This is a genomic window from Labrenzia sp. THAF191a, from assembly GCF_009363335.1.
In the GTDB taxonomy this organism is placed as follows: Bacteria; Pseudomonadota; Alphaproteobacteria; order Rhizobiales; family Stappiaceae; genus Roseibium; species Roseibium algicola.
Genome location: NZ_CP045333.1, coordinates 225,698 through 246,061, shown reverse-complemented (window position 1 = coordinate 246,061; position 20,364 = coordinate 225,698). Strand labels below are relative to the sequence as shown.

At 59.9% G+C, this 20,364-nt stretch carries 20 protein-coding genes; 10 read left to right on the top strand and 10 right to left on the bottom strand.

Going from position 1 to position 20,364, the window contains the following annotated elements:
* Positions 1-10 precede the first annotated feature (10 nt).
* Positions 11-988, bottom strand: coding sequence for a threonine dehydratase (locus FIV05_RS01160; protein ID WP_152508383.1), 978 nt, complete (start codon positions 986-988; stop codon positions 11-13).
* A gap of 129 nt (positions 989-1,117) precedes the next feature.
* Between FIV05_RS01160 and FIV05_RS01155 the strand changes: the two genes are divergently transcribed.
* Positions 1,118-1,918 carry a helix-turn-helix transcriptional regulator gene (locus FIV05_RS01155; protein WP_152508382.1) on the top strand — a complete coding sequence of 267 codons (801 nt, stop codon included), beginning with the start codon at positions 1,118-1,120 and terminating at the stop codon, positions 1,916-1,918.
* Between the two features lie 4 nt (positions 1,919-1,922).
* Here the strand turns inward: FIV05_RS01155 and FIV05_RS01150 are convergent, their stop codons facing one another.
* On the bottom strand, positions 1,923-3,059 hold the full coding sequence (locus FIV05_RS01150; RefSeq protein ID WP_023002107.1) for an alpha-hydroxy acid oxidase: 1,137 nt from the start codon (positions 3,057-3,059) through the stop codon (positions 1,923-1,925).
* A gap of 17 nt (positions 3,060-3,076) precedes the next feature.
* The gene (locus FIV05_RS01145) at positions 3,077-3,844 is read right to left on the bottom strand and encodes a FadR/GntR family transcriptional regulator (protein WP_023002106.1); all 768 of its coding nucleotides are present in this window, start codon (positions 3,842-3,844) and stop codon (positions 3,077-3,079) included.
* Between the two features lie 196 nt (positions 3,845-4,040).
* On the opposite strand from FIV05_RS01145, the gene FIV05_RS01140 reads away from it, so the two are divergent.
* The gene (locus FIV05_RS01140; protein WP_152508381.1) at positions 4,041-5,339 is read left to right on the top strand and encodes a DUF3422 domain-containing protein; all 1,299 of its coding nucleotides are present in this window, start codon (positions 4,041-4,043) and stop codon (positions 5,337-5,339) included.
* 80 nt (positions 5,340-5,419) lie between these two features.
* Here the strand turns inward: FIV05_RS01140 and FIV05_RS01135 are convergent, their stop codons facing one another.
* Complete coding sequence (locus FIV05_RS01135; protein WP_286202246.1) at positions 5,420-6,028, bottom strand: TetR family transcriptional regulator C-terminal domain-containing protein; 609 nt, start codon at positions 6,026-6,028, stop codon at positions 5,420-5,422.
* A gap of 152 nt (positions 6,029-6,180) precedes the next feature.
* On the opposite strand from FIV05_RS01135, the gene FIV05_RS01130 reads away from it, so the two are divergent.
* Both FIV05_RS01130 and FIV05_RS01125 read left to right on the top strand, forming a co-directional pair.
* Positions 6,181-7,467 (top strand): MFS transporter, encoded by a 1,287-nt coding sequence (locus tag FIV05_RS01130; protein ID WP_209009826.1) that lies wholly within the window; start codon positions 6,181-6,183, stop codon positions 7,465-7,467.
* A gap of 52 nt (positions 7,468-7,519) precedes the next feature.
* Positions 7,520-7,975 carry a DUF2267 domain-containing protein gene (locus FIV05_RS01125; protein ID WP_152511776.1) on the top strand — a complete coding sequence of 152 codons (456 nt, stop codon included), beginning with the start codon at positions 7,520-7,522 and terminating at the stop codon, positions 7,973-7,975.
* A gap of 143 nt (positions 7,976-8,118) precedes the next feature.
* Here FIV05_RS01125 and FIV05_RS01120 read toward each other — a convergent pair whose 3' ends face one another.
* Together FIV05_RS01120 and FIV05_RS01115 are read right to left on the bottom strand one after the other, a co-directional pair.
* Entirely contained in the window at positions 8,119-8,514 is a 396-nt protein-coding gene (locus FIV05_RS01120; RefSeq protein ID WP_152508379.1) for a cytochrome c family protein, read from the bottom strand.
* 140 nt (positions 8,515-8,654) lie between these two features.
* Positions 8,655-9,599, bottom strand: a complete 945-nt coding sequence (locus tag FIV05_RS01115) for a LysR family transcriptional regulator (RefSeq protein ID WP_023002103.1) — start codon at positions 9,597-9,599, stop codon at positions 8,655-8,657.
* Between the two features lie 155 nt (positions 9,600-9,754).
* On the opposite strand from FIV05_RS01115, the gene FIV05_RS01110 reads away from it, so the two are divergent.
* The 3 genes from FIV05_RS01110 to FIV05_RS01100 are packed head-to-tail and all read left to right on the top strand — an operon-like array spanning position 9,755 to position 12,856.
* Positions 9,755-11,251 carry an FAD-linked oxidase C-terminal domain-containing protein gene (locus tag FIV05_RS01110; RefSeq protein ID WP_152508378.1) on the top strand — a complete coding sequence of 499 codons (1,497 nt, stop codon included), beginning with the start codon at positions 9,755-9,757 and terminating at the stop codon, positions 11,249-11,251.
* A 22-nt stretch (positions 11,252-11,273) separates the two neighbouring features.
* Positions 11,274-12,452: a glycolate oxidase subunit GlcE gene (gene glcE, locus FIV05_RS01105; protein WP_208993953.1), complete on the top strand. Its 1,179-nt coding sequence runs from the start codon at positions 11,274-11,276 to the stop codon at positions 12,450-12,452.
* 44 nt (positions 12,453-12,496) lie between these two features.
* A complete protein-coding gene (locus FIV05_RS01100) occupies positions 12,497-12,856 on the top strand; it encodes a DUF4870 domain-containing protein (RefSeq protein WP_023002100.1) in 360 nt (119 codons plus the stop codon).
* A gap of 73 nt (positions 12,857-12,929) precedes the next feature.
* Here FIV05_RS01100 and FIV05_RS01095 read toward each other — a convergent pair whose 3' ends face one another.
* On the bottom strand, positions 12,930-13,559 hold the full coding sequence (locus FIV05_RS01095; protein ID WP_152508377.1) for a hypothetical protein: 630 nt from the start codon (positions 13,557-13,559) through the stop codon (positions 12,930-12,932).
* Positions 13,560-13,827: 268 nt separating this feature from the next.
* Here FIV05_RS01095 and glcF point away from each other — a divergent pair, with 268 nt between their 5' ends.
* Complete coding sequence (glcF, locus tag FIV05_RS01090) at positions 13,828-15,165, top strand: glycolate oxidase subunit GlcF (protein ID WP_152508376.1); 1,338 nt, start codon at positions 13,828-13,830, stop codon at positions 15,163-15,165.
* A 43-nt stretch (positions 15,166-15,208) separates the two neighbouring features.
* Here glcF and clcA read toward each other — a convergent pair whose 3' ends face one another.
* The 3 genes from clcA to FIV05_RS01075 all read right to left on the bottom strand — a co-directional run bounded on the left by clcA (position 15,209) and on the right by FIV05_RS01075 (position 18,479).
* On the bottom strand, positions 15,209-16,570 hold the full coding sequence (gene clcA, locus FIV05_RS01085; RefSeq protein ID WP_152508375.1) for a H(+)/Cl(-) exchange transporter ClcA: 1,362 nt from the start codon (positions 16,568-16,570) through the stop codon (positions 15,209-15,211).
* A gap of 155 nt (positions 16,571-16,725) precedes the next feature.
* The gene (locus FIV05_RS01080) at positions 16,726-17,523 is read right to left on the bottom strand and encodes a L,D-transpeptidase (protein ID WP_229005754.1); all 798 of its coding nucleotides are present in this window, start codon (positions 17,521-17,523) and stop codon (positions 16,726-16,728) included.
* Positions 17,524-17,762: 239 nt separating this feature from the next.
* On the bottom strand, positions 17,763-18,479 hold the full coding sequence (locus tag FIV05_RS01075; RefSeq protein WP_209009825.1) for a DUF2927 domain-containing protein: 717 nt from the start codon (positions 18,477-18,479) through the stop codon (positions 17,763-17,765).
* A gap of 262 nt (positions 18,480-18,741) precedes the next feature.
* On the opposite strand from FIV05_RS01075, the gene FIV05_RS01070 reads away from it, so the two are divergent.
* Together FIV05_RS01070 and FIV05_RS01065 are read left to right on the top strand one after the other, a co-directional pair.
* A complete protein-coding gene (locus FIV05_RS01070) occupies positions 18,742-19,491 on the top strand; it encodes a protein phosphatase CheZ (protein WP_055657724.1) in 750 nt (249 codons plus the stop codon).
* Positions 19,492-19,635: 144 nt separating this feature from the next.
* A complete protein-coding gene (locus FIV05_RS01065; RefSeq protein ID WP_152508373.1) occupies positions 19,636-20,316 on the top strand; it encodes a DNA-3-methyladenine glycosylase I in 681 nt (226 codons plus the stop codon).
* Positions 20,317-20,364: the final 48 nt, after the last annotated feature.

The following is a 20,364-nucleotide window of genomic DNA, read 5'->3' as shown; positions in this document are numbered from 1 at the left end:
ACCCCGGTATTCAGACCACCGGTGTTCCACCGGACAGAACTGTCTGCATTGCCGTTTCGTCCAGGTTGCCTCCTGACAGGATGATACCGGCCTTCCTGCCTTGAAGCTTCGGCGCATCCTGCATCAATGCGGCGAGGGCGGCAGCACCTGCACCTTCGGCAAGATTATGCGTATCTGCAAACAGGACGCGGATGGCGGCAGAGATTTCGTCATCCGTGACCGTCGCGATCCGGTTGGAGCCGTTCTGCAGGATATCAAGCGCTGCCTGTACCGGCTCCCGGCAGGCCATGCCGTCGGCGAACGTGGCTGCGGTTTCCGTGGTCACGATTTTTCCCGCCTCGACGGACAGCCTGTAGGCGGGGGCGTTTTCCGTGACGACAGGCACGATCTCGGTTTTAAGCCCCAGAAGGTCGCGCACCGTGATCAGTCCGCAGGCGCCGGAACCCATGCCAACGGGGACATAGACCACGTCGAGATCGTCATGCGCCCTGAAAAATTCCAGCGCGTAGGTCGCAACGCCAAGGACAATGTTCCTGTGAAAGCTCGGCACCATCAGGAAACCGCTTTCACTGGCCAGCCGCTCGGCAGTGCGCCGGGAAATGTCGAAGTCGCGACCGTCGATCACGAGATCAGCACCAAAGGCCTTCATCGCCCGGTTCTTGCCCTCCGCATTTCCTTCCGGCACCACGATGGTGGCGGGCAGGCCAAGCGTTCGGGCGGCCAGTGCCATGGACTGACCGTGGTTTCCGCGGGTGGCCGTAACGACGCCGCAGGGGCGGCCGTGTTCTTCAATATGTTTCTGGATGTAGACGATGGAGCTGCGCGCCTTGAAGGCGCCGATCGGCGTGTGGTTCTCGTGTTTGACCGCGATTTCCAGACCGAACCGCTCCTTCAGCAGTGGCCAGGCATAACTTGGGGTTTCCGGCACAAGCTGGCGCACGATCGGAAAAGCGGCTTCAAGGTCGTCCAGGGTGAAGAGAGCGGTCATGGGCGTGGTCAGGTCCGGTTTCTGGTGTTGGTCGGCCGCGAGTATATCCGCGTGGCCCGCACAGTCTTTCAGGATCCTGAACCTATTCGGACTTGCGCGGCCCCTGTTCCTGCGTCAGGTTTGCGCGCCATGCAAACGGACACTGTTCATACCCAGCCTGGATCTGTGCCCATCCATCGGGAGATGGCCGGATATGGGCTCCGCCTTTTGCCGGCCGCCGGTTACGATGTCGGTTTCGTGGCAGAGACGGGCTCCATCGGCTTTGCGTTTGACTGTCAATCGGGCAGCCATGCCATCGCTTCGGACAGGCGGGAAGATTTCGTTCGCTTGCCCAACACGCTGGCTTTGACACCCAGCGGTTGCGACATCCGCTCCCGGTCAGAAATGGGCGGTGAATATCTTCTGGTCAGCGGTCGCGAAATCCGTCTGACGGAAGGGGGGTACCGCACCAACATCCTGTCGAAGTCTGCTTCCATGGCCGCAGGTAGACTGCGCAAGTGGATGTTGTCGGATACGCCTCTGGATCATCTGGAAACCGAAGCGTGCATCAACGCACTTGCAGAGGCGGGGCTGAAGCCGCAGCGCCCTGGCAAGGCTGCCAGATGGATGACAGGCAACCGGTTTCGGAAAGTGGCGGACAGGATCGAGGCCGATCTCGGGTCAAATCTGTCCGTTGCCGTTCTGGCGCAGGAAATCGGCGTTTCGGCCAGCTTCCTGAGTCGTGCCTTCTCGGCTTACTGTGGGCAGTCGCCCTACGACTATATCGTCAGCCGACGGCTGCAGCGCGCCCGGGCGCTTATCGTTTCCACCGGCAAGCCGCTTTCGGAAATCGCGCTCAGGTCGGGCTTTTCCTCGCAAAGCCACATGACGGCGAGTTTCCGGACGCGCCTCGGGGTCAGTCCCTCCAGGTTCGCGCGCCCGGATCGGTGACCCGTCAGAGCACCAGGTTGTGGCGGCCGACCTTTTTGATGTCGGTTTCACCGCAAAGGCCCATGGTGACGTCCAGTTCCTTGTGCATCATTTGCAGCACCTTCGAGACCCCTTCCTTGCCCATGGCGCCGAGACCATAGATGAAGGCGCGGCCGATGTAGGTGCTCTTGGCTCCCATTGCGACGGCCTTGAAGACATCCTGGCCGGACCGGATGCCGCTGTCGAAATGCACTTCGATCTTGTCGCCGACCGCATCGACGATGTCCTGAAGCACCTCATAGGACGCAAGAGCTCCGTCAAGCTGACGGCCGCCATGGTTGGAGACGACAATTGCGTCGGCCCCGACGTCCGCCGCGATCTTCGCATCCTCCACATCGTTGATGCCCTTGAGAATGAGTTTGCGCTTCCAGTGGGACTTCACCCATTCCACCGAGGACCAGTCGAGGGTCGGGTCGAACTGGCTGTTGGTCCATTCGGCAAGCGAGGTCATGTCGCCAACACCGGACACGTGGCCATGGATGTTGCCGAACTGGCGGCGCTTGGTCTGCAGCATGTGCCAGCACCAGCGCGGCTTGAAGGCAAGATCCAGCAGAACGTGCGGTTTGGGCTTCGGCGGCGTGGACAGGCCGTTTTTCAGATCCTTGTGCCGCTGGCCCAGAACCTGAAGATCAAGCGTCAGAACGAGTGCCGAACAGCCGGCAGCCGTTGCACGCTGCATCAGGTTTTCCGAAAAGCCCCTGTCGCGCATGACGTAGAGCTGGAACCAGAACGGGTTCTTGGTGTTCTCGGCGACATCCTCGATCGAGCAGACGCTCATGGTGGACAGGGTGAAAGGGACACCGAATTCTTCTGCGGCCTGGGCCGCGAGAATTTCACCGTCGGCGCGCTGCATCCCGGTCAGGCCGACAGGGGCAAGGGCAACCGGCATCGTTACGTCCTGGCCGATCATGGTGGTCTTGACCGAGCGGTTGTCTATGTTGCAGGCCACGCGCTGGCGCAGCTTCTGGCGCTGCAGCGCCGCTTCGTTCTCCCGGTAGGTGCTCTGCGTCCAGGAACCGGTATCCGCATAGTCGTAAAACATCTTCGGTACCCGGCGCCGGGCAAGGGCCTGCATGTCGGCAACATCGGTCACAACAGTCATCGAATTCCTCCTGAGGCTCACGCGCGAGCCGGTTTTCGGGTCCGTCTCAGGCCGGCCAGCTGCTCGCGCCGGTCCAGATCCTTCGTTTCGGCAAGGGTGCCGCGCACATAGTCGATATGGTTTTCCGAGGCCTGCCTCGCGCGGTCGGCATCCCCGGTCTGAATGGCGTCGGCAATGGCCTTGTGCTGCTGCAGCAGCTCGATCCGTGCCGACGGGTGGTGGTAAAGGCGCCCGCGATTGTAGAAGACGCCGTTTTCCAGAAGCCGGTAACAGGACCTGAGAGTGTGCAGCATCACCACATTGTGGGCCGCTTCACCGACCGCGTGATGAAAGGCAACGTCCAGCCGGCTTTCTGCAGGCAGGTCCTCGCTGTCATGCGCTTCCTGCATCTGGCGGACAATGTCCTGCAGCCGGGCAAGGTCGGATGGGGCGGCCCGTGCGGCTGCAAGGGCTGCCGCCTGGCTCTCGATGCCCCGCCGGAATTCGAAATAGTCGTTTACCGCGCCCGGGTGCCGTGCAATCAGCTGGACCACTGCTTCGGAAAAGATCGGGCCGATCAGCTCGGCAACATAGGTGCCGCCACCCCGGCGCGACGAAATCAGCTCGCGGTCCTCAAGCGTCTTCAAGGCATCGCGAAGCACAGGACGGGAGACGTTCATCTGGTCGGCAAGGTCGCGTTCGGCAGGCAGCCTGTCGCCGGACTGCAGCACGCCCTTCAGGATCAGATCTTCAATCTGCTCCACCACGGCATTTGCCGTTTTCTGATGATCGACCGGCTGAAACATGCCGCTCCCGCTCCAATTGTTGGCGCGGAAAATAGCGCCGCTTTCAAAATTGGTCAAATTTTTTGTCCAATTATTTGTTGCTGAAATGTCGCTCCGGAAACCCAATTGGCTGCTGCGGCAAAAATGCGGATTGGTTTCGGCGATGCCTTAGCGGAATGTAGAATTGACAGAACATTTCCAAAGTCGGGGTTGCTCCTTGGATCAGGGATCAGAAAACGGGTCCACCTTTCCTGCCTTTCGCACATCTCCCTTGCGGGAAAAGGTGCTGGGGGAGGTTCATGCACGGCCGTTTCGTCCGCTGCCCTGTCCGCGGACGGTGCTCCACTACGCTTTCCTGACAGATGCAGAGGAAGCCGCCAGAGATCATTCCTGGCTGTCAGAGTTCTGCATTTCCCGCGGCGGCCACGGCCCTGCGCCCGGAGCCCGTCATCACACCGTCAATTTCGGCGGCGGCACCTTGAGCTGGGAACAGCACGCGGAATTCACCACCTACACCTGGGACGGTAGCGCCCACGAACAAACGATTTTCGGGCAGGTGCCGATAAAGCACCCCTTTGGCGCTGCGTTTCGGGCGCCCGGCGATCTGCTGGTAGCCGTCCGGTTGGAATTGCGCGGTGGTGATGAAGGCAAGGAATGGCGAAGCCAGTTCGATGAAGCCAGCCTGACGGTTTCCAACCTTGAAGACGGCGCTGCGATGGTGGCGACCGACTTCCGGCAGGATGGCGATGGGCTCACGCGGCTTTTGGTCTGCAACCGGACCTTGAGCGACGTTCAGTCCGGCGCCGTTGTCCAGCGGCTTCTCGAGGTCGAGACCTACCGAACGCTGGCCATGCTGGGCCTGTTCGAGGCAACCAGACTTCAGCCGGATATCAGGCGTTTCGAGATCGAGCTTGCGGAACTGACCGGCCAGATGCAGGAGACCTCCGCGCTCGGCGCCAACCAGGAGCTTCTGGACAAACTGAGCGGCCTTGCCGCTGCTCTGGAAGCAGGGGCAACCGCCAGCACGTTCCGGTTCGGCGCGAGCCGCGCATATGACCAGATCGTCCGGGCACGGCTGGAAACCTTGCGTGAGGAGGCTGCCCCCGGCGAACTTTCAATGGCGTCCTTCCTCGTCCGCCGGCTTGCCCCGGCCATGCGCACCTGCCAGGCGATCGAAGACCGTCAGGCGATGCTCTCGCGCAAACTGGCGCGGGCAACAACGCTCCTGCGCACGCGGGTCGACGTCGAACTGGAAGAGCAGAACCGTTCGCTGCTGGAATCGATGAACCGGCGTGCCCATCTGCAACTCCGCCTGCAGCAGACCGTCGAAGGCCTGTCCGTTGCCGCGGTGAGCTACTACGTCGTCGGCCTGATTTCCTATCTGGCGAAAGCCGCCAAGGAAACCGGCTTGCCTCTTCCTGAATCCAACCTGATGACCGGCATATCCGTGCCGCTGGTCGTGCTGGTGATCTGGTGGACCGTCAAGCGCATCCGTCAGCAACACGGTGAGCACTGAAACCGTCAAGACAATGCACCAGGAAGCGGGTGAGGAAAGATCGACCCGATTAATTTCGAGGCGAGGACCGTTTCCCTGGATTATCTCCCATTTGGTGCGAGTCGATCGAGATAGTGTGACAAGTGGGACAAGGCTGTCTGCCCTGACTGTTGGCCAATCAGGACAGCTGTTCCCAAGCCGTGTATCAGCCCGATAAGGGTTGCGGCTTCGGCTTCTGCATCCAATTCGGAACGAAAGTCACCGGTTCCAATCCCCTGTTTCACTATTTCTGAAATGCGCCCCTTCAGCTTGTTCGGGCTGTCGATGAACGCACGGCCGGAAATTTCGTCACTGGTCAGCGCAAGGACTGTGTAAGACATCCATAGAAGATGGAATTCACGGCTTTTCCGGTCTGTTGGCATCGCTTCTTCGAACAGTGTCAGCAACGCCGCGCGTGGCGAAGTCTGGTCCGAGCGGCCGTCGAGCCGCGCAGTCCAGCGCATATTGCTTTGCGCCTCCAGAAAGCTGAGCCCAGCCTGCATCAAGCCGGATTTGGTTTCGAAATAATACTGCACCAGCCGCAAGGAAACGCCTGCGGCTGACGCGACATCGCGAAGCGAGACGGCATGCAGTCCTTTCGCCAGAGCAACTTCCACAAAGGCCGTCAAGATCATCGATTTGCGTTCGTCATGGTCAACGGTTCGCGGCATGGGCTCTGTCTCTGGAACGATGAAATTTTTTATGATACAAGTGTACCATAAAAAATTTGAAAGGGTCCATTCTTATCGTCATGAAACCCGAAATATCGCGCATACCACCGAGACTTTGGGGCGTTGCAACTGTGACCGGGGCTGGAGCATTCATGGCCATGCTCGATACCTCCGTGGCAAACCTTGCGCTTCTCCCGCTTCAGGAAAATTTCAGAACGTCTTTGGGGGACGTGCAGTGGGTGGTGACCGGCTATCTGATCGCTCTGGCCGTTTCGATGCCGATGACGGGTTGGCTGTGCAGGCGGTTTGGGCACGGCCGCGTTTGGCAAATGAGCATGACAGGATTTGTTGCGGCATCTGCGCTGTGCGCACTTTCCGAAACGTCTTTGATGCTGAACCTCGCGCGCGGATTGCAAGGGCTTGCCGCCGGGATAATGGTGCCTTCAGGCCAAGCGGTGCTGGCAAGTGTTTCAGAGCGCCGGCAATTGGGCCGTCTGATGGGGACCGTCGGATTTGCGGTGGCCTTGGGACCAGCCCTTGGGCCTGGGGTCGGCGGTGTTCTGATCGAAACGGTTTCGTGGCGCGGTTTGTTCTGGATGAATGTACCGATCGGGGCCGTGGCAATTGTCGCCGGTAGATATCTTGTCCCGGCTGGTGATGGAAAGCCGTCAAGCAGGCTGGACGGCAAGGGGCTGCTTCTGTTTGCCGTGGGTTTTCCGCTGGTGCTGTTCGGGCTTGCCGAAATCAGTACCACCAATATCAATTGGCAGGCACTGGTCAGCGTTTTTCTTGGCGGCGTATTTCTGAACTGGGCACTACAGCACTTTCGCCATGTGGACGCGCCTCTTATCAATCTTGCACTGTTCAGTCGTCCCGGTTTTGCCGGAGCCGCCGCCACGGCAGGCCTTACGGGAGCTGCAATGTATTCCGGACTCCTGCTGTTTCCAATCTATCTGCAGGTAGAGCTGAACTTTGGAGATATCGAAACAGGCGGGATGTTGCTGGTGATGGGGCTCGGAGCCGCGATTGCACTGCCGTTCGCCGGATACCTGACGGACCGATACGGACCTGCTGCGGTCTCCGGTTCGGGGGCCGTGCTCCTGTTGCTTGGCACGTTGCCTTTCGGCGTCTGGCCGATATGGGCAGCAACTCCGATTGCGGCCTTGTTGTGCCTGCGAGGTATAGGTCTTGCATTGGCTCAAATGCCTGCGATGACCACGGCGTTCACCGTGGTGCAGGAACCGGAAACCGGGGATGCCGCAACGCTGGTTAACGTGGTGCAACGCGTTGGTGGCGCCTTGGGAGCAACTGCCATGGTGCTGGTGATCGAACTGGGTGGAACAACACAGAACGGTGCACTGGCCTTCCCGCTACTGATCTTGCTTGCAGCAGGGCCGGTATTGACGTCTTTCTGGCTCAGGCCTGCCGGCAGGCGGTAAGACCAGTGGACACTTGCTTTCCCCTGACAAGACTTTCTCAGGACCCAACACAATGATCCCTTGGACTTACCGATACGCTTCCAGAGACTTCGGCTCCTTTTTGTCGGACGCAAAGCAGCGAATGGATCTTGTATCCGACAATTCCACCTACACGGCGGTCGATGCAGTCTTTCAGGTATTCAGGCGGCGGCTCACGGTTGAACAAGGTTTGGCTTTCGCCGGCGCTCTGCCTTCTGTTCTTTGCGCAATCTTCATTAGGGAATGGGACGTGACCCGAAAGCCTGTGCCATTCTCAAGCAGAGAAGTAATGTCCAGGGAGGCGCAGCAGGTTCGAAAGCACCATAACCTCACGCCAGACAATGCGATTGAAGCAACCGCATGGGCTCTGAGGCGGCATGTCGATCAACGGGATCTCGACCGGGTTCTTGAAGCTTTGCCCCTTGCGGCTCGGGAGTACTGGCACGTGGATGTCTCCGATCCTGCGGAGCTGCAACAACGCATCTTCTGAGCACGGGCCGATTGTCAGACGCCACCTTGGAAACGATTGCCAACAGATGCTGAAAAGCCAATTGGCCCGCCAGGGTTCCCCGGCGGGCCAATTGGTTGGTCTGGCAGCGAGTGGCGGCCGTCAATGTGACGCGCGAGCAGTGCTTACTTGCTGGAACCGTCTTCGTTGAACTGGTTCAGGTAGGCGATCACGTCGGCGCGGTCGTCTTCCTTCTTGAGACCTGCGAAGGCCATCTTGCCTTTCGGAATGAGATCCTTCGGTTTGGTCAGGTAAACGCCAAGCGTCTCCTCGTCCCACACCTTGCCATCCGCCATTTCGAGCAGGTTGGCGGAATACTTGTAGCCGTCAACCGCGCCCCATGCCCGGCCGACAATGCCGTTCAGTTCCGGACCGACCTTGTTTTTGGCTTCGGGTCCAACCGCATGGCAAGCGGCGCATTTCTTGAATACTTTTTCACCCTTGGCAGGGTCGCCTTCGGCGCTTGCCTGAACGGTCAGGGCCAGAAGCGCGGTTCCGGCGATCATCAGCAGTCGCTGCATGTATATCTCCCTCGGTTTGGGTGTTTAAAACCCCCGTCAACAGAACAGGATGTCAGGCCTTGATGCAAGTGACGGACCGTCGCATCCCGCATGCCAACCCGCGATCACCGATTCGGAGCGTTTGGCGTCCGGGTGGAAGGTCAGCCCGCGCGGGCATTGCTCGGCAGGCGTAACCAGTCCTCAAGCCCATGGTCCCAATAGGGCGACGAGCCATAGAGCCCGGCGAGGAAGTCGATAAAGACACGCACCTTGGCCGGCAGAAACTGGCGGCTGGGGTAAACGGCATAAAGCCCGACATCCTTGGAGGCCCGGTACTCGGGCAGGAGAATTTGCAGTTTGCCTTCACGCAACTCAGGACCGACGTCCCAGGTCGAACGAAGCGCAACGCCGACGCCGGCCAACAGGCATTCGCGCACGACCTCGTTGGAGTTGGTCTTGACCGGCGCCTGCGTGCGAACGGTCTCGATCCCGTCCGGACCGGCGAGCCGCCAAGGGTCCTGGTTGGTTGCGGCAATGGTCACATGGTTTGCGACAAGATCCTCGATGCTTTCCGGAGTGCCGTACTTTTCGAGATAGATCGGGCTTGCGCACAGGACGCGGTGGACCGGTGCCAGGCGCCGGGCGACGAGACTGGAATCGGAGAGCTCCGCAATGCGGATGGCAAGGTCATAGCCGTCACCGACGATGTCGACAAAATCGTCGGAAAGATCGAGATTGACCGAAAGATCGGTGTTTTCAGCCAGGAACTTGCCAAGGTGCGGAGCAATGTGAAGCCGGCCGAAGGACGTCGGAACTGCCACCTTCAGGTTGCCGCGTGCCTTGGCCGAGCCGCGCGAGACAAATGATTCGGCTTCTTCAACGGAGGCAAGAATGGCCACCACGCGCTCGTAAAAGCCTTGTCCGGCCTCGGTCATTGCAATCTGGCGAGTGGTTCGTTGCAGCAGTCTGGTACCGAGTTTTTCTTCCAGACGCCGGATGCGTTTGGAGACGACTGCGGGCGACAGGCTCATTTCGCGGCCGGCTGCCGACATGCTGCCGGCGCTTACCACCCTTGCGAAAATCTCCATGTCGGTCAGATTGCTCATTTTCAATCTCTCAGAAAGACAATTAGTATTTGCCGGTCGTTTTCCTCGGGCGCGAACCTTGCCACACTTGAGCAAGGGTAATTCACTGCCATCTCATGTTACGTAGGACCAATTCAACTGGATCAACGTATTAAAAAGTAGAAGGAGTTCATTTCGTGACCGCCATTGCGATGCCCGCGCCAGATCAGGCCGTATTGGCCCGCCGCCAGGAAATCCTGAGTGCGCTTCAGGCAATTGTGCCCGGAGAAGGGGTGATCCATGACGAACGCGAGATGCGCGCCTATGAGACCGATGCGCTGACGGCTTATCGCCAGTTGCCACTGATCGTCGTCCTGCCGGAAACGGTCGAGCAGGTATCGAAGGTTCTGAAATACTGTCATGACAATGACGTGAAGGTCGTGCCACGCGGGGCGGGCACCTCGCTTTCCGGCGGCGCGCTGCCCTTGGAAGACGGCGTTCTGCTGTCGATGATGAAGTTCAACCGCGTGCTCGATATCGACTATGAAAACCGGGCCGTGGTCGTTCAGCCGGGTGTCACCAATCTGGGCATTACACGTGCGGTCGAGCACGAGGGCTTCTACTACGCGCCGGATCCCTCGTCGCAAATCGCCTGTTCCATCGGTGGCAACATCGCGGAGAACTCCGGTGGTGTGCACTGCCTGAAATACGGCCTGACCACAAACAACGTTCTCGGCCTTGAAATGGTGCTTGTCACCGGCGAGGTCATTCGCCTCGGCGGCAAGCATCTGGACAGCGAGGGTTATGACCTGCTGGCGCTGATGACCGGTTCGGAAGGCCTGCTCGGCGTTGTCACCGAAGTCACCGTGCGGATCCTGCAAAAGCCTGAAACGGCGCGGGCGCTCCTGATCGGTTTTCCGACCAGCGAGGACGGGGGCCGCTGTGTGGCCGATATTATCGCCGCCGGCATCATTCCGGGTGGAATGGAGATGATGGACAAGCCCGCCATCCACGCGGCCGAGGATTTCGTCAACGCAGGTTATCCGCGTGATGTCGAGGCCTTGCTGATCGTGGAACTGGACGGGCCGGAGCGCGAGGTCGATTACCTGATCGGCCGTGTCGAGGAAATCGCCAGGGCCAACCAGGCCAGCCACGTGCGCATTTCCGAAAGCGAGGAAGAGCGCATGACGTTCTGGGCCGGCCGCAAGGCCGCGTTCCCGGCGGTGGGCCGCATTTCCCCGGATTACCTGTGCATGGACGGCACCATCCCGCGCCGCGAATTGCCGAAGGTGCTGGCCCGCATGCGGGAGCTGGCAGAAAAACACGGGCTGGGCGTTGCCAATGTCTTTCACGCCGGTGATGGCAACCTGCACCCGCTCATCCTTTACGACGCCAACAAGCCGGGTGAACTCGACGCGGCAGAGGCCTTTGGAGCCGATATTCTTCGGCTTTGCGTGGAGGTCGGCGGCGTTCTGACCGGCGAGCACGGCGTCGGCATCGAAAAACGCGATCTGATGACAGACATGTTCTCCGAAGCGGATCTGAAGCAGCAGCAACGGGTCAAATGCGCTTTCGACCAGAAGCATCTTCTCAATCCGGGCAAGGTTTTTCCGGTGCTGCACCGCTGCGCCGAGCTTGGCAAGATGCATGTACACAAGGGCCAGTTGCCCTTTCCAGATATTCCGCGGTTCTGAGGGCAGGGGCATGGACGCGACAATGAAACCGCGAAACACCGGCGACGTGGAAAAGGTGGTGGCCTGGGCCGCTGCCGAAGACCAGCCGCTGGAAATCATCGGTCAGGGCTCGAAGCGGACGCTCGGACGCCCTGTGCAGGCCGCTCACGTGCTGGACCTGTCGGGTTTGACCGGGGTTGAGAGCTATGAACCTGCGGAACTGGTGCTGACCGTAAAAGCCGGTACGCCAATTGCCGAAGTGGAAAAGCTGGTCGACGACAATGGTCAGGAGCTTTCTTTCGAGCCGATGGACTTCGGCCCGCTCCTGGGCGTCACGCCGGCACAGGGGACAATCGGCGGCGTGCTTGCAGCCAATCTTTCCGGCCCCCGCCGGATCAAGGCCGGGGCTGCTCGCGATCATGTGCTTGGCATGGAGGCTGTGTCCGGGCGCGGCGAGATCTTCAATTCCGGCGGCAAGGTAGTCAAGAACGTCACCGGTTATGACCTGCCGCGGGCTCTGTGCGGCGCATATGGCACGCTTGCCGTTGCAACGACCGTGACGCTGAAGGTCAATCCCAAGCCGGAGACCTCTGCAACATTCGTGCTTTCCGGGCTCGATGACGATGATGGCATCAAGGCGTTGTGCCAGGCCATGGGTTCGTCGGCGGAAGTGTCCGGCGCGGCCCATTTGCCTGCGGGGGTGAACGGCGGCAGCAGCTCAACCGTATTGCGTCTTGAGGGGTTCTCGACCTCGGTGGATTACCGCTTCAAGACCCTGCAGGCATTGCTTGGCACCTATGGCACGCCGTCGCGACTGGAGGCATCGGAAACAGGCGCTCTCTGGCAGACGATCCGGGATGTCAAACCTTACGCCGGTGGTGAAACCCCGGTCTGGCGGCTTTCCGTTGCCCCGACTGCGGGGCCGCAACTGGTTGCCAGCCTGAGGGAGACGTTCGAGCTTCAGGCCTATTACGACTGGAGCGGCGGCCTTGTCTGGCTGTCGTGTCTGGATGGCAGCCTGCATGAGGCGGAAATCAGGGCTGCGGTCGATGCCGTCGGCGGCGGTCACGCGACACTTGTGCGGGCCGATGCGTCCCAGCGGTCCAACGTGCCGGTGTTTCATCCGCAGCCTGCTCCGCTCGCGGCACTGTCTCGCCGCCTGAAGGAACAGTTCGACCCGAAAGGCATTCTAAATCCTGGAAAAATGGTCAGTGGTGTGTAGTGTGAGGCCATAATTGTCACACGCATTTCCAACGGAGTGCCTTCATGGATCAACAGTCCGACGTTTCAGGCTACATGGAGCCAGGCGGCAAGAACGCCACGCTCATCTATATTCTTTATCTGGCAAACATAATCGTGCCGTTCACCGCCATTGTCGGCGTCATCTTTGCCTATCTCAATCGGGGCAAGGGCTCGGCCTGGGTCGATAGTCACTACACCTATCAGATCCGCACTTTCTGGATCGGGCTGCTGTTCGGCATCGTCAGTGGTCTTTTGACCCTGATCCTGATCGGCTTCCTGATGCTGATTGCCGTGCTGATCTGGATGATCGTCCGCTGCATCAAAGGGCTTCAGCTTGCAGGCCGCAACGAGCCTGTGCCCAACCCGGAAACCTGGATGTTCTGACAAGAGGGCATGGCCCGTCCGCAGGGCGCGGCACGGGCCATGAACCTTTACCAGGCTGCCGGTGCGGCGAATGTCACTGCGCCGGCAGGCACTTCACCGTCACGTCGTAACCATAACCATCGCGCTGATGCGTGGTGTTCTTGAACGACCACTTGTTCTTTTCAGCCTTGTTCTTCTTCGCTGCCACAGCGTCCAGCTCGAAATAGGCCTTGGCGGACACCGTCCAGGTCTTCTTGAGCGCTACGGACTTCTTCATGCCGCTCTTCAGGACCTTGTCCAGGTTGAGCGAACAGGCCTGGACCGGATCCCAGCCCTGCCACCTGACCTTGGCCATCGGGATAACCGGCTTGTAGGAAATGGAAACCGAGCGCTTCGTGCCCGCACCGACATCGCGGTTCTTGAAGCTCTTGCTCCAAAGGTTGCCGTCCCCTTCGAAGTAAAGCACGTTCTTGAAGGACCCGACCTTCATGGCAACAATCCGCTCGCCATTCGTCGCCTTTGCCGACAGGCGCAGCAGGAACCGGTGATTGCCGGATTTGATCTTGGTGTAATTGTAGGCGTTGGCCTTCACTTCGACGGGAATGACGTCGATGCCGTCGCGCTTGACTTCCACTTTCTCGATCCAGTCCTTGGCCATGGCTCCGGTTGCGACACTGGCGAGAACAGCGGTCAGAACGGCAGTTTTTGAAATCGTCTTAATCATCAAATCAATTCCCTGGTTGGCATTTCTTTCGCCCACGCTTCGGAACTTAGGCAGACCCGGTTGAACCGGTTCTGAGTGCACTGTTTATCCCGGGTTCATGTTCCATCTGTCCGTTCAGGGAAGGGGGAGGTGGTGAGGCAGAAAGTCCGTGCCGGCAAAACCGTTGTGCCACAAAGGTGCCTTGTGCCGCTTTCCTTCTGACCGTACGATCCGCCTCGCTCGGAAGGAGAAACCCGAAACGACGGGTCATTGAGGGATACGGGGAGCAATGCAGACAAATTTCACCGCAGAGCAGCTCAAGGACAGTCACGTTGCAGCGTCGGAGAAGATCCTGCGCAAATGCGTGCACTGCGGTTTCTGTACGGCCACGTGCCCGACCTTCACACTGCTTGGAGACGAGCTCGACAGCCCTCGAGGCCGGATTTACCTGATCAAGGATATGCTGGAAAACGACCGTCCAGCAGACAAAACCATCGTCAAGCATATCGACAGATGCCTGTCCTGCCTTGCCTGCATGACCACCTGTCCGTCCGGCGTGCACTACATGCATCTGGTCGATCACGCACGCATCCACATCGAGAAGACCTACAAGCGACCGTTTGCCGACCGCCTGATGCGCTCGGTCCTTGCGTTCGTCTTGCCCTATCCGAAACGGTTCCGGCTGGCGCTGATCGGCGCCTATTTCGGCCGGCCCTTCGCCGGGCTGCTGAAGATGATGGGCGGCCCGCTTGCCCGGATGGGCGCCATGCTGGAACTGGCCCCGGCAAAGGCGCCGGGCCGCGGCCAGCTGGAAGGACCGGGGGTCTTTCCGGCCGAAAGCCCCAAACGCAAGGGGCGTGTTGCACTCCTCAGCGGCTGCGCCCAACCTGTGCTCAATCCCGGCATCAACGATGCGACCATCCGGCTCCTGCGCAGGGCCGGGTACGAGATCGTGATGCCGAAGGGGGAAGTCTGCTGCGGTGCGCTTGTTCATCACATGGGCAAGGAAGAAGCGTCGCTGGAAAACGCCCGTCGCAACGTCGATGTGTGGATGAAGGAAGCCGAGGGCGAAGGGCTGGATGCCGTCCTGATCACGGCATCCGGCTGCGGCACCACTATCAAGGACTACGGCTTCATGCTGAAGGACGATCCGGCCTATGCCGAAAAGGCGGCCCGGGTGTCAGCCCTTGCCAAGGACGTGACCGAATTCCTGACCGGTGTCGATCTCGGTGAGCCGCCGATGAAGCCCGGCCTGACGGTTGCCTATCACTCCGCCTGTTCCATGCAGCACGGCCAGAAGATCACCCGGCAGCCGAAGGATCTCCTGAAGGCTGCCGGTTTTTCCGTCAAGGACGTTCCCGAAGGTCACCTTTGTTGCGGTTCTGCCGGCACCTACAACATTCTCCAGCCGGAGATCGCGCGCCGTCTGCGCGACCGCAAGGTTGCCAATATCGAAAAGACCCGGCCGGACGTGATCGCAACCGGCAACATCGGTTGCATGACGCAAATCGGTCTTGGCACGGAAATTCCGATCCTGCACACGGCGGAACTGCTCGACTGGGTCTATGGCGGCCCTCAGCCCGAAAGCTTGACGCCGGTACTTCAGCAGCGTCAGGCAGCGGAATAGCCGAACGGCAGGACGAGTGGCTCGCGGGCTTGTTTTCAGCCCGTCAGCTCTCCCGTGTGCCCAGCTGAACCGGTGTCTTGTCTCCGTCCGGAGGGCCGTCCACAGGCTGTCCGGCCAGCCGCAACGTGCGTTCCAGCAATTCCTCGTAGATGGGGCGACCACCCATGTGGTGTGCCGTCAGTGATGCCGTCGTGCAGGTGATCAATACCGGCATGATCAGCGAATAGGCACCGGTCAGTTCCATGACCAGCACAACACCGACGAGTGGTGCGCGCACAGAGGCCGCGAAGAAGCCGCCCATGGCGGCAACGGCACAGGCGCTGCGGAAATCGTCTTCCACCGGCAGGAATTCGGCCGACGCGACACCAAAGGCGAGGCCGGCACAGGTCGCGATCGACAGCATCGGCGCAAAGATGCCGCCGGGAACACCGGATGCGTAGGAAAACAGCACCCCGCCGAAGCGCAGGAGCGTCAGCACCAGCAACGTGATCACACCATAGTTCGACAGAATGAGGTCGTGGACCAGTTCTTCGCCGCCGCCGGTTGCCGCCGGAAGCGCGTTGAGCAGCAGGCCTGTTACCGCACCGATGACAAGCGCCGGGACCCAGCGCAAGCCGGAGGGGATCTTCAGGAAGAGATCCATGACCGTGATCAGCGCCCGGTTGAAGAACACGCCAAGCGCGCCCAGGAAAACCCCCAGAACCGCCAGCAGCGCGAAGCTCCAGACCGGAACATAACCGACATCCACCTGCAGGGGCGGGCCGATATGGGTCAGCTGTTCGGTGATGGCCGCACTCAGGATCGATGCGATGATGACGGCCATATAGGTGCGATAGCCGAAGGGAAACTGTCGGCGGGTTTCCTCGACAATGAACAGGATCGCGGCCAGAGGGGCGTTGAACGCGGCGGCCAGTCCCGCGGCCGCACCGGCCGCAAGCAGGCCCTTGTGATCATCGGGCGAAAGATCCTGCGACCGTGACAGGGCCTCGGCGGTCATCGCACCCATGTGGATGGTGGGGCCTTCGCGGCCGAGTACAAGTCCTGACCCAAGTGCCAGCAGACCGCCGAAAAACTTGGCGAACAGGACGCGTGGCCAATGCAGCGGCCGCTTGTCTTCCATGGCCCCTTCGATTTCCTGGATCCCGCTGCCTGCCGCCTCCGGGGCAACCCGCCTGACGAGCAGAAAGGCTCCGGTGACGCAGGCTGCCGAAATGGCCATGGATACGACATAAGGCATGTATCCGGGGCCAAGAGCCAGCCGCAGTGCCGCATAACGGGAGAACAGGAAATCGAGTCCGGTGTGAAATCCGGTTGCCAGGCCGCCAACCAGAATGCCGACCAGCGTCGCCTTGAGAAAATAGGCGGCATCCGATCGGACCGAAAAGGAGATGTGGGGGGCTTTCATGCCGCGGTCCTGAAAGAGACTTTAGGGAGACAGCTCTAGGCCGGCGATTCGACCTTTCGTGACGTCAGACTGCAAAGAAAAGCCGGGGCCCGCAACAAAAACGCGCGGCAGGGCCGCGCGTCTGTGTTCCGTTTGCCGGAAATCGGAAAACGTCGTCAGATGACGTGCACCGTGGTGCCGACCTTCACCCGTTCGTAAAGATCCATGACGTCTTCGTTGCGCATGCGGATGCAGCCGGAGGATACCGCGTGGCCGATGGTCCAGGGCTGGTTGGAGCCGTGGATGCGGTAAAGGGTGGACCCGAGATACATGGCGCGTGCGCCAAGCGGGTTGTCCGGTCCGCCGGCCATGAAGGTCGGCAGGTCGGGACGACGCTTGCGCATTTCCGCCGGCGGGCGCCAGTCCGGCCACTCTGCCTTGCGGGTGACCTTGTGGGTGCCCGCCCATTCGAAACCGGGCTTGCCGACGCCGACGCCATAGCGCCGCGCGGTGCCGTCGCTCTGAACCAGGTAGAGGAAGCGTTCGTTGGTATCGATCACGATCGTACCGGCCTTGTGCGGGCCGTCATAGTTCACGATGGTCGGCAGGAACTGCGGTGCAATCTGCCGGGACTGCGGGGCTCGTGCCTGGCGTTGCGGCTGCTGACGGACCGGTTGCTGGCGGGGCGACCACCAGTTGGCGCGGCGCACTTGCGGCTGTTGCTGCTGGACACGTGGCCGTTGCACACGTTGCTGCTTGAACTGATAGCGCTGCGCCGTCGAACGCCGCTGGACCTGGGGCTGCAGTTGCAGCATCCAGGGCTCTGTCAGGTTCGGGCTGAGCACGAGCGGCGGTGGCGAGACCTGGCCCGCGGTTGCCGGAGTGCCGGAAAGGCCGGTGGAAAGAACCAGGACACCGGCAAACGCGAGAGCCTTGGGAAACATATTTCGCATCAGGAACATGGCAGTACTCATCAACTTGTCATCGACCACGTTCAGCGGCCTTTTAAAGCCGCCGGTTAACGGATTGGCAAGGATGATAAGCAGCTCAGGCTGTTGCAAAGATGAATCCGGCGCACGGAAATCAGGTAATCTTTTCTTATGGTTAGTTGTTGGTTGAGGAACAGGCTTAATGAAATCCTAGGCGCTTCGGTCGTCGCCGGATTAACCTTTGAACGTGGTTTGAAAAGACAAAGCTTTCCGCGATTCCTTGGTTAACGCACGCGCCTTCTGGCATCGCGCGCTACCAGTGGCAGGATCGGCCGGGTCTGCTGCATCGACATGCCCGGTTTGATACGCGGATCGTAAAGCATGTTCAAAATGATCTGGTCGAACACCGTAAAGCGGCTGTGGCGCGAGGAATCGTTAAACACGGAATGGGTGAGCTGCTCGTCGTCGTTCATCGGCCCCAGCCCCTGCAGAAGTTCTTCGACAAGACAGCGCTTGAAAAGAAATTCGCCTTCGTCGGAAACGATGACTGCCGCCGAGCGCTTGATGCCCTTGCGGCCGGAAACGACACGTACAAGACACCGGCCAGGAACCCGGGCATGTTCGTTCTTGTAGATGTCCTTTTTCACCACCGGTTCATACTGAGCCCGGTCGACCACATAGATCTCGAAATTCGCCTTGGCCGGATCGTTCGTAACACCGGTCGTCAATCCACCGATGCGGTTGTCGATTTCCTTTATGAAGCGATAGACCGTCTGTGTCCTGTCGCGCGCGGACAGGTTATGGACGTAGAACAGGACCGGGGTGGTGAACTTCTTGACCAGATAGGGACGCCAGCTCCAGCTGCGGTACTCAAGCCCGAATACGGTCTTCTCGAACCCTTCCAGCAGCTCTTCCGTTGAAAAGGAATCGTTTGCGGCCGAAGGGGAACTCAGCGTGACGGAGCCCGTAAGAAAGAGCAGGCAGGTCAACAGGATGCGCATGAAATTCATCTAGGTCAAAGCACCGTTTGCAGCCACATTGGCCTGAGGATCATGCCTGATCATGCGCGCAGCAGTTCGTTGTCAATCTGCGCGAGGATAACCAAAGCGCCGCCGCGAGGAAAGCCAAGAAACCGTTACCAAACACCAAATTATGCCGTAAGGCGCGCCAAGCATTGAAAAAACAATTCTTTAAACTTCCCGCGCTATAAGGGGCGGTATTGCGATTTAAGAAAGCCTGCAGGGGCGGGGAACGGGAGTAGGCATGGCCGCGGTGAAAAGATCCTTTCGAGCGGAAAGCTTGATACGCATGAATTCCGGGGCGAACGAGAACCCCGCCTATGCCGAAGAACGTCGTCACCAGGAAGTCCTGGCAGAGATCGCCAGCCTCAAATCCATGCTGAAAAGTGGACCTGACCAACAGGCACCGCTTGATCCGGAAGCCATGAGCGCAAAGTTCATGGCCGAATTCCGCAAGGAATTGTCCGAGGCCGCCAAGCTGAAGGTTGAACTCGACGCCATTTACGAGGCAATCGCCCAGACAAAGCGCGAGATCGCGACGCTGCATCACACCACCGGTTCCAAGGGCGAGGAGATGACCCGGGTCACCAACGAGCTTGACGCCGTGGTGATCGGAACGGAAGGGGCGACCGAAACGATCCTGGCGTCTGCCGAGTTCATCGACGAGACCGCCAACACGCTGTCCGCGCGACTTGGCAAGGAAGACGCCGAACTGGCGAACGATATCCAGGACAAGGTCATCCAGATCTTCGAAGCCTGTAACTTCCAGGACCTGACCGGCCAGCGCATCACCAAGGTGGTATCGACGCTGCGGTTCGTCGAAGATCGCATCATGCAGATGATGGATATCTGGGGTGGCATCGAAACCTTCAAGGATATCGAAGTCGAACAGCGCGAACTGAAGGAAGGCGACGCTGCCCTTCTCAACGGTCCCGCGCTGGAAAGCGATGTCGATGTGGCGACCCAGGACGATATCGACGCCCTGTTTGCCTGAGAAAAGTCTCTAGCATTTAAAATTCGAAACCCGGCCGGCCTGGCCGGGTTTTTTGTTTTTGAAGCCGGGCTCGCATTTCGGGTTGCTTCAAGGTATCGGGGAGGGTACCAAGATGGGAACAAACAGTGAATATCAAGGTGGCGTATGGCAGAGCAGAAACCGGCGGAAACGGCAAAAACGGAACGCGATCCGGTAACAGGTCTGCTGCTGGGCGAGGACGACAGGAACCGCTGCTGGTGGCATGGCGGTCTGGAGGACTACCAGCGCTATCACGATACGGAGTGGGGCTGGCCGGTTGACGAGGACAGGCGCCTTTTTGAGAAAATCTGCCTGGAAGGGTTCCAGTCGGGCCTGTCCTGGCTGACCATCCTGCGCAAGCGCGACGCTTTCCGGGCGGCTTTCGCCAATTTCGAATTTGAACGGGTGGCAGAGTTTACCGAGGCGGATGTTGAACGCTGTCTGCAGAACAGCGGCATTGTCCGTCACCGCCGCAAGATCGAATCCACCATCAACAACGCCCGGCGAGCACTGGAGCTGAGGCAGGAGTTCGGCACGCTCGCCGCCTACTTCTGGTCGTTCGAACCGAAACCGGAAAACCGGCCTGAGAAGCTGGACTTCGCCACGGCAAAGACCCTGGGCAAGACGGCCGAAAGCACCGAGCTCTCCAAGGATCTAAAGAAACGCGGCTGGAGCTTTGTCGGTCCGACCACCGTCTATGCCTTCATGCAATCCATGGGCATGGTCAACGACCACCTGGAAGGCTGCTGCTGCCGGGAAAGCGTTGAAGCCGCACGCACGGCATTCAAGCGTCCTGTGAGGCGCTGAAGGTGACCGGGTCTTGACGAGTTGCTCCGCTGGATTCCCTTCCCCCTT

What these genes read in the sequence shown, in the direction of transcription:
- FIV05_RS01160 (WP_152508383.1), bottom strand. Translation starts at nt 988, where the DNA reads ATGACCGCTCTCTTCACCCTGGACGACCTTGAAGCCGCTTTTCCGATC.
- FIV05_RS01155 (WP_152508382.1), top strand. Translation starts at nt 1,118, where the DNA reads ATGCAAACGGACACTGTTCATACCCAGCCTGGATCTGTGCCCATCCAT.
- FIV05_RS01150 (WP_023002107.1), bottom strand. Translation starts at nt 3,059, where the DNA reads ATGACTGTTGTGACCGATGTTGCCGACATGCAGGCCCTTGCCCGGCGC.
- FIV05_RS01145 (WP_023002106.1), bottom strand. Translation starts at nt 3,844, where the DNA reads ATGTTTCAGCCGGTCGATCATCAGAAAACGGCAAATGCCGTGGTGGAG.
- FIV05_RS01135 (WP_286202246.1), bottom strand. Translation starts at nt 6,028, where the DNA reads ATGCCGCGAACCGTTGACCATGACGAACGCAAATCGATGATCTTGACG.
- FIV05_RS01130 (WP_209009826.1), top strand. Translation starts at nt 6,181, where the DNA reads ATGGCCATGCTCGATACCTCCGTGGCAAACCTTGCGCTTCTCCCGCTT.
- FIV05_RS01125 (WP_152511776.1), top strand. Translation starts at nt 7,520, where the DNA reads ATGATCCCTTGGACTTACCGATACGCTTCCAGAGACTTCGGCTCCTTT.
- FIV05_RS01120 (WP_152508379.1), bottom strand. Translation starts at nt 8,514, where the DNA reads ATGCAGCGACTGCTGATGATCGCCGGAACCGCGCTTCTGGCCCTGACC.
- FIV05_RS01115 (WP_023002103.1), bottom strand. Translation starts at nt 9,599, where the DNA reads ATGAGCAATCTGACCGACATGGAGATTTTCGCAAGGGTGGTAAGCGCC.
- glcE (WP_208993953.1), top strand. Translation starts at nt 11,274, where the DNA reads ATGAAACCGCGAAACACCGGCGACGTGGAAAAGGTGGTGGCCTGGGCC.
- FIV05_RS01100 (WP_023002100.1), top strand. Translation starts at nt 12,497, where the DNA reads ATGGATCAACAGTCCGACGTTTCAGGCTACATGGAGCCAGGCGGCAAG.
- FIV05_RS01095 (WP_152508377.1), bottom strand. Translation starts at nt 13,559, where the DNA reads ATGATTAAGACGATTTCAAAAACTGCCGTTCTGACCGCTGTTCTCGCC.
- glcF (WP_152508376.1), top strand. Translation starts at nt 13,828, where the DNA reads ATGCAGACAAATTTCACCGCAGAGCAGCTCAAGGACAGTCACGTTGCA.
- clcA (WP_152508375.1), bottom strand. Translation starts at nt 16,570, where the DNA reads ATGAAAGCCCCCCACATCTCCTTTTCGGTCCGATCGGATGCCGCCTAT.
- FIV05_RS01080 (WP_229005754.1), bottom strand. Translation starts at nt 17,523, where the DNA reads ATGAGTACTGCCATGTTCCTGATGCGAAATATGTTTCCCAAGGCTCTC.
- FIV05_RS01075 (WP_209009825.1), bottom strand. Translation starts at nt 18,479, where the DNA reads ATGCGCATCCTGTTGACCTGCCTGCTCTTTCTTACGGGCTCCGTCACG.
- FIV05_RS01070 (WP_055657724.1), top strand. Translation starts at nt 18,742, where the DNA reads ATGGCCGCGGTGAAAAGATCCTTTCGAGCGGAAAGCTTGATACGCATG.
- FIV05_RS01065 (WP_152508373.1), top strand. Translation starts at nt 19,636, where the DNA reads ATGGCAGAGCAGAAACCGGCGGAAACGGCAAAAACGGAACGCGATCCG.